The organism is Rubripirellula obstinata (assembly GCF_001642955.1).
GTDB classification, from domain to species: Bacteria; Planctomycetota; Planctomycetia; order Pirellulales; family Pirellulaceae; genus Rubripirellula; species Rubripirellula obstinata.
Genome location: NZ_LWSK01000042.1, coordinates 38126 through 45365, shown reverse-complemented (window position 1 = coordinate 45365; position 7240 = coordinate 38126). Strand labels below are relative to the sequence as shown.

The window sequence follows — 7240 nt, the reverse complement described above, 5'->3', positions numbered from 1 at the left end:
TTTGGTCCCGGAAAACACGGTTTAGTTCGTTTAGCCGCGTGGGCATCGCCCCGCGCGTTACGCCCCGCATGGACGCGCGGGGCGATGCCCACGCGGTTAAACGATTTAGAAACCCTTCACGGCGTTGATGGCTACCCCACATCAATTCTCTGTAACCGAGCCAGAGAATTGGTGAGATATAACGCTGCCATCCGGGGATTTACATCCCCGGCAGAGAGCTTCCGTCCCGCCGGGACTATTCACCAACGTTATGATCGCGGATCGATCAACGACAATTTGCATTGATTTGTTCGACTTCCCTCGGGATGAGTGACGACACCAATCCGGCAGTAATTAAGACGACGTCCCCTGAGTTCCAGTTGAGAAAGGCGACACTTATTCCCCGCTCGTTCCTTACGGTCAGCGGATCACAAGACAACGGCTTATCCTTTTCCTGCGACTGCCTTGACCGAATCATCAGGGTTGGTTGAAACATTCGGTTGCGATTGACGCGAGCTCGATTCCCGTTCTGTGCGACTCGCGACGATCGGTAAATCCTGAACTGGGTCGGCGTGAACGACGGACTGGTCAGAACCAAATAGAATTCGCCCGGACATCCGTTTGGCTCGCCGTAACGTCCGCAGCGGAGACATTGCCATCGCAAAGCACAGACGCATCGATCCGCGAATCGATCGGCCGCTGTAGATTTCCGCCACCGCTTGCCGATACTGGCCGATCGAATGACTGTCGATCGAAAACAACCAAGATGTCGGCCAGCGACTTGATCGGTGATCGCTGATGAATTGCTCGAAAGAAGTTCCAGGCAAATCCTGTCGCCGCAAATGCCACTGCGACGCAGCGTATTCATTGAACAATTGCGCCTCGACGATTCGCCGGCCATTGATGCTGCCGCGATGAAATCGATAAGAGAAAAGAACTTCGTCCAAATTTGCTAAACGAGACACCTCGGCCATTCGCAAAAACATGTCCCAATCTTCGGCAATGTTGTGTTCCCAATAGCCGCCGATTTGCTCGAACAGCGAACGCCGAAACACAATCGTCGGATTGCAGATCGCATGATGGTTCTGAAGCAGCGCTGAAACAATTTCGTCGTGATCGGTCGGAAAACTGGAATGCAATCCAGACCTGCGATCACCTAAGCGTCGAATTTGCGTGCCTAGCAAACCAACGGTCGGGTTGTCTCGCATAAACGCGACTTGCTTTTCCAAACGATGCAAATCACAAACGTCATCTGCATCCATTCGCGCGACAAGAGGTGCCTTCGCCAATGAGATCGCATGGTTGGCCGCGGCGTTCTGACCTTGGTTAGACTGATCGATGACTCGAACGCGATCATCTTGCTTTGCGAGATCGTGCAAGTACTGCGGCGAACCATCGGTTGAACCATCATTGACGACAATCATTTCCCAGTCGGTAAACGATTGCGCAAGCACTGACTCCATCGCCGCCCTCAAAAATGGCTCGGCGTTGTAGCAAGCGACAACAATCGAGACCTGTGGGATAGTGGAGCGAGACATGAAAAGATGGTTCAGAAGTCGTGGATTGGGTTCTTGGTTTTGCGAAAGCCCAACAAGCGGACTCCTTAGCATCGTCCGCCAAGATTACTCTTTCAACGGGAAAACGCGAATTCAGGCGACCTTTTCGGACTGAATCATCAGTGATTCGCTGGCCCATGTCATCAACCAACACGGTATCAAAATGGATGATGCGTCGGCAAATCGTCCAATCGGAGGGCTGGTAAGAACGACAAAACTCACCATGACCACTGCGTAGGAAAGAGCAACCACCGCTATTAAGGTTACCGCAGGCGAATGCCCGACCGCGCGCTCAGCAACCTGTCTGTGCGGGTTATCCTGATTATCCGATCGCCAGGGCTGACGGATCATAATTCTGGCCAACCAATAGCATCCGGCGATTACCCAAAAAAACAGAAACAAAGGGTTCATCAGGATATTTGCGGCAGTTCCCCACACCGCTCGCCGTAACGCGAGTACCAACCAGCGAACGTAACGGCCTGGATACTTTTGAATCACCAACCGGTTCAAGTCGCCGATGATGCGGTGCCTGGCGACGGGATCGCTTGGGTGCAATTCGAAGGACGCTGGCACGACCGCCTGATAAATGACATCGTTCCACTGACTTTCCATCGTCATTGTGGGCAGCCCAGGGCCTCTTTGGAATTTCACCAAAGCACTGTCACGTTGCTTGATCGCCTCGTTCACCAACTGCATCGTCATCGGATTTGGGTCTTCACTTGCGATGTCTTTCAATTCGTCATCACTGACCATCTGCAAAGTCAGCCCCGCCAGGTTTTGGTGACCAAACGGCAACAACCCAAAGTCATCGACAACCGCCCATCGCATCGTCATCCAACTGAAAATCAGAACGACACAAAAACCAGTCACCCGCAGCGAAGACAAAACACGGGACTTCAGCGATGGGAAAACGTCACCCGTCGGCGGCAACAAAACGATTCCCAAGCATCCAATCCAAATGATGATTGGCAAATACGCGGGCCGCAGCAGGATTGCCAACATCGCCGCCAAAATCACCATCGCCGCATCGATGTGCCGACGGTCTCGTCGAATCCATCGCAACGTCATTGCAACCGTCACCACGCCGACGGACGCCGCCAATGCATCGGTCGCCAACGTCGATTGGTGATCCAGCGATGTGCAGCCAAACACGATTGCAAAGGCCGAAACCCACATTGCAATTCGCGACGCTTTCCATTGCCCAAGTTCGACTGCAAACCACCAAGCGGCAACACATGCGACGATCCATTGAAACGCAGGAACCACGGACAGTCCGATCGTGCGCTGCAACACTTGCAGTATCGCGGGGTAACCCGGCGTTCGAACGCTGCTTAGTGCCGACGAAAGAGAATCAAACGGGTACTCCAGATAACTTGGCGTATCGTCCACATGATGCGGCGTCAGACGACCCGTGGCAGCGGCAAAGGTGAGCGACGTTACAATCAGAATCGCAAGAAGCGACCACGTTCGGTTGTTTTCGTTCAACACTTTTTCCCGATCGCCCGCGGTGACTTCCCGGATGACACGATGACTTACCGGATGATACGACCTGCGCGTCGATGATCTACTTCAACACCGGGCAGACATCGAACCACTCTCGTTTCTGCGATTGAATCCAATCCGAAGATTCGGTTGGCCCCCACAATCCCGTCGGATAGCTAAACAGCTCGGGTGCCGCGGGACTTTGCCACGCTGCGATGATCGGATCGATAATGCTCCAGGCCAATTCGACTTCGTCGCCTCGCGCGAACAAGCTTGCGTCACCTTGAATCGCATCCATCAACAAGCGTTGGTAGGCATCCGGAATCGATCCTCCATTGGCCGTATGCCGGAAACTGAAGTCCAGCGTGCTGGTCCGCGTCTTCATTTCCGAATCAGGCACCTTGGTTTCAAAGTGCAGTTGAATCCCTTCGGCCGGCTGAACTTGAATCACCAGTCGGTTGCCCAGCGGTTCGCGTGTTTTTTCACCGAACAAAATATGAGGAACATTTTTGAACTGAATCACGATTTGCGTTGTTCGGCATGACATGCCTTTGCCGCTGCGCAAGTAAAAAGGAACATTCTTCCAACGCCAATTATCGCAGTACAATTTCAACCCGGCAAAGGTCGCTGTTTCGCTGCCGGCCGGAACGCCTTCTTCTTGTAAGTAACCATCGTACTGGCCACGAAACGTATTTTTCGCAAAGTCGCTGCCGTGCATCGTTCGAACGCTGTGCAATACCTTTACCTTTTCGTCACGCACCAGTGCCGCATCGTATTTGGCGGGCGGTTCCATGGCCGTGATCATCATCAGTTGCAACAGGTGGTTTTGGAACATGTCACGCAGGATTCCTGACGTGTCATAGTAACCGGCGCGTCGTCCGATCACGACCTCTTCGGCAACCGTGATCTGAATGTGATCAACGAAGTTGCGGTTCCAGATCGGCTCGAAAATACTGTTGGCAAATCGCAATGCAAAAATGTTCTGGACCGTTTCCTTGCCCAGATAATGATCGATCCGATAAATCTGGTCTTCGCGAAACGCGTGATGAATCGATTCGTTCAACGCTTTCGCAGTATTCAGGTCGGTGCCAAATGGCTTTTCAATAATGACGCGTCGATAGCCGTTGGAATCATCCGCAAGACCTGCCTTGCCCATTTGAGCGATCGCAGTTTCATACAACTGAGGCATCGTCGACAAATAATAGACTCGCCCGCAAGATTTCTCTGGTTCAATCGACTGCAAGAATTTTTCTAGCGAGACAAAGTCATCCGGATTTTTGATATCGCCAGGATGATAGAAAACGTTTTGGCTGAACGCTTCCCAAGTTTCATCTGTGAATGAATCGCTGGAAAATTTTTCGGTCGTTTCTCGAAGCGACGCTCGCCATTGTTCGTGTTCAAACTTACTTCGAGAAACACCGACGACTCTGGAATCATTCGCTAATCGATTTTTCGCAAATAAATTGTAGAGTGCCGGAATCAGCTTGCGACTGGTCAGGTCGCCCGAGGCGCCGAAGATGACGATGGTGTCAGACATAAAGATGCAGCGGTAGCGAGAAGGCAAACGTTTGGAAGTCAACGAAGGCTAAGTTTAGAGATCACCCAGCGTCGGGTATAGGCGAGTAGCTTCTCGGCCTGGAAACGTCGTGAGGCAATTCCAGATCGTTTAACCGCGTGGGCTGTGAATAAATGAGCAATCCCAAAATTTGTACTTCAACTTTTTCTTAAACTTAAACTCTCACGGCGAAAGTTTAGGTTGAAGTTCAAGTTTACGTTTAAGAATGAGTTAACTTCACAGCCTAGCAGCGCTAGCAAGGGATTTGCTACGGGCTCCCCGCACCGTTTGGCCATCGGATGTCGCCCTTCTGCTGTCGAACCATCCATTTGCGGATTGCGGGTGTACGGCGAGCTCGGTTGTCGGTTTCAGCTCGGAAATACAGTGTGGTTCCGGTGATTTTGTGAAGGTTTTCGAGGGCCAAGACGCGAACCGCCATCGATTCGGAATCCAACAAACGGACCAATTCTTCGTCGCCGCCGGCAGCAAGCTGTTCTTGGGAATAGCCGACGAGCAATCGATAGAGCACCTTTGCGTTGGCTGCGTCCATTTTCACAATCGCCTGCATCAGCAATTCAGCCGACTCTGGGCCACGGTCCAAAGTCGCCACCAGTGCCGTGAAATGCTCCGGCCAATACTGACGCTGTTTTGGCTCGTTCAAAATCCCGTCTCCGCCAAAGTAGACGTCGCCTTGGCCAAGAAACAACATCGTTTGGCCAGCAAGAGCCGCGACTTCAGAACGCCGGAACAACGTGGCTTCGTGAAGCGAGCGGTCGAGTGATTCGTCGGCATCCACCAAGTCAAGCAAGCCATCGCGAGCGGTATCGTCGAGCGATTTTTCGTCGCTGGGTGGCGCTGAAATCCAATTCGGAACCTTACCAAGCGGCGACACCGTCGGGAAATCTTCGCCGCGTTTGACCCATTGTTCACCAGTCGTTACTTCGGATGTCTCGCCATCATGCTTGACCTGAACACTGCCTTGGATCGTCAAAATGCCCATCAATTCAAGTTGCTCGGGTGCATCGAGTGGATCGACGCCTGGGCTGCGGAAACGCTTGATGCTGGCTGCCACCACGGTTTCTTCGTCCGCAAAAAACAGTTCCATGGGGCGAGCACCTAGTTTCAGTGAAAGCATCGAATCAGGCTCTTTCGACGTGATCAGCAAACGGCCAAATTCGACTTCCAGTCCGTAGGAATCTTCACCAATCGCCAACCATCGCACGCCCGTAGGACCGATCAATTCGATCCTTGGAGAAAACTCTGTCTCCATGATACCGCGAAACTTTGGACCGCAGATGACGGGCGTGTTGGCGGTTACCACGCCTGATTCATCAAGTTTTTCCCAAACTCCTTCTGCGTTTAACGCAACAATCATGGAGTCGCTGCCATCGATCATCGCGACTGGGGCCATGGCGTCTGGTTTCGATTCAGCTTTTTCTACTGGTTCTGCTTCGACCGCGATTTCGCTTGCCAGCGGCGGTGCAACGGGCGTCGCATCTCGTTGCACCGGAGGCGGGACCATCTCGGAATCTGCAGCGAAGTCGCCCGGTTCATCCAAAACAGGTTCGACTGGGTTTGATTCGACTGGGTTTGGCTCGACTGGGCTTGGTTCAGGGGCAGGCATTGAATCTGGATTCAGTTCAGGAGCCGGTAATGCTTCCGTCGTCTCGGTGGGGGCTATTGCTGCATTGACGATTTCTGGTTCGCTGCTTGGCAGATCTCCTGGCGAAACAATGGCATCCGGAATGACTGGATCCAATGCAACCATCGGTGGTGCTTCACTTGGTGGCACAATCACGTCCGTCGGGATGTTGTTGTCTGCTAATTCTGTCTTTTGATTCTTGGGAAGCAGCGGTCTGAAAATCTGAGCGATCGCAAAAAACAATACTGCGACGACCGCCAGCGAAACTAACCAGGGCGTGATCCGCGAAGGACGAATCGATCCACCGTAAATGCTATCCCTTTCCGCCTTGGCACGTAGCTGAGCATTGTTGGATGCGGTCGGGCTGCTGAACCCGGCACCTTCTGGATTGACCACATCGGATTGTCGCAAACGCGTTGGCGCATCGAAGACGCCCGAATCGCTGATGCCGACCGGTTGCACCGAATCATGATTTTCCGGATCGGCGGATTCGATCGTTGGTAAATCATCTTGCGAAGCCAACGACGGTGATCCACCGGTGCGGGCACGATTTTGTGACGGTGTATCGTCCATCGAGATTGATGAGAAACGATCACTCGACGCCGCAATCCGCTCGACTTCGCGATCGGGCAACTGATAGATTCGTTCACGCAAACCAGCCGGCACATCGGCTTTGTTGCCCAACACCATGGTCAAGATTTGGTGACAAGCAGCCGCCTCAGCCAGATTTGCGTCCAGTTCTAAACAAGCACGCTCGATTTCAGAAACCTGTTCGTTGGGCAGCGTACTGTCCAGATATTCACCAATCACGTTTGCGTCGTGAACCGGGCCAATCGCTTCGGGCGGCGGAGCAGGTAGCGAAGGATCGGCAAGCCGCTGGCGAATTTTCTGAACCAACTGGGTCGCAAACCCGCTCTCGGTTACCTTTTGACGCAAAATCTCGGCATCCGCCGGTTCAAGCGTGTTGTCCAAGTAAGCCAGTAAAGTTCGCAGGGTCAATCGCATGGGATCACTGTTGTTTCAGCA

General features: G+C 52.8%; 4 protein-coding genes. All 4 read right to left on the bottom strand.

Going from position 1 to position 7240, the window contains the following annotated elements; genetic code table 11:
• Positions 1–422 precede the first annotated feature (422 nt).
• The 4 genes from RC85_RS12300 to RC85_RS12285 all read right to left on the bottom strand — a co-directional run bounded on the left by RC85_RS12300 (position 423) and on the right by RC85_RS12285 (position 7219).
• Positions 423–1517 carry a glycosyltransferase family 2 protein gene (locus RC85_RS12300; RefSeq protein ID WP_160148090.1) on the bottom strand — a complete coding sequence of 365 codons (1095 nt, stop codon included), beginning with the start codon at positions 1515–1517 and terminating at the stop codon, positions 423–425.
• A 111-nt stretch (positions 1518–1628) separates the two neighbouring features.
• The gene (locus tag RC85_RS12295; RefSeq protein WP_149752677.1) at positions 1629–3020 is read right to left on the bottom strand and encodes a hypothetical protein; all 1392 of its coding nucleotides are present in this window, start codon (positions 3018–3020) and stop codon (positions 1629–1631) included.
• 79 nt (positions 3021–3099) lie between these two features.
• Positions 3100–4554 carry a glucose-6-phosphate dehydrogenase gene (gene zwf / locus RC85_RS12290; protein ID WP_068263047.1) on the bottom strand — a complete coding sequence of 485 codons (1455 nt, stop codon included), beginning with the start codon at positions 4552–4554 and terminating at the stop codon, positions 3100–3102.
• A gap of 286 nt (positions 4555–4840) precedes the next feature.
• Positions 4841–7219 carry a hypothetical protein gene (locus tag RC85_RS12285; RefSeq protein ID WP_068263045.1) on the bottom strand — a complete coding sequence of 793 codons (2379 nt, stop codon included), beginning with the start codon at positions 7217–7219 and terminating at the stop codon, positions 4841–4843.
• Between the last annotated feature and the right edge of the window lie 21 nt (positions 7220–7240).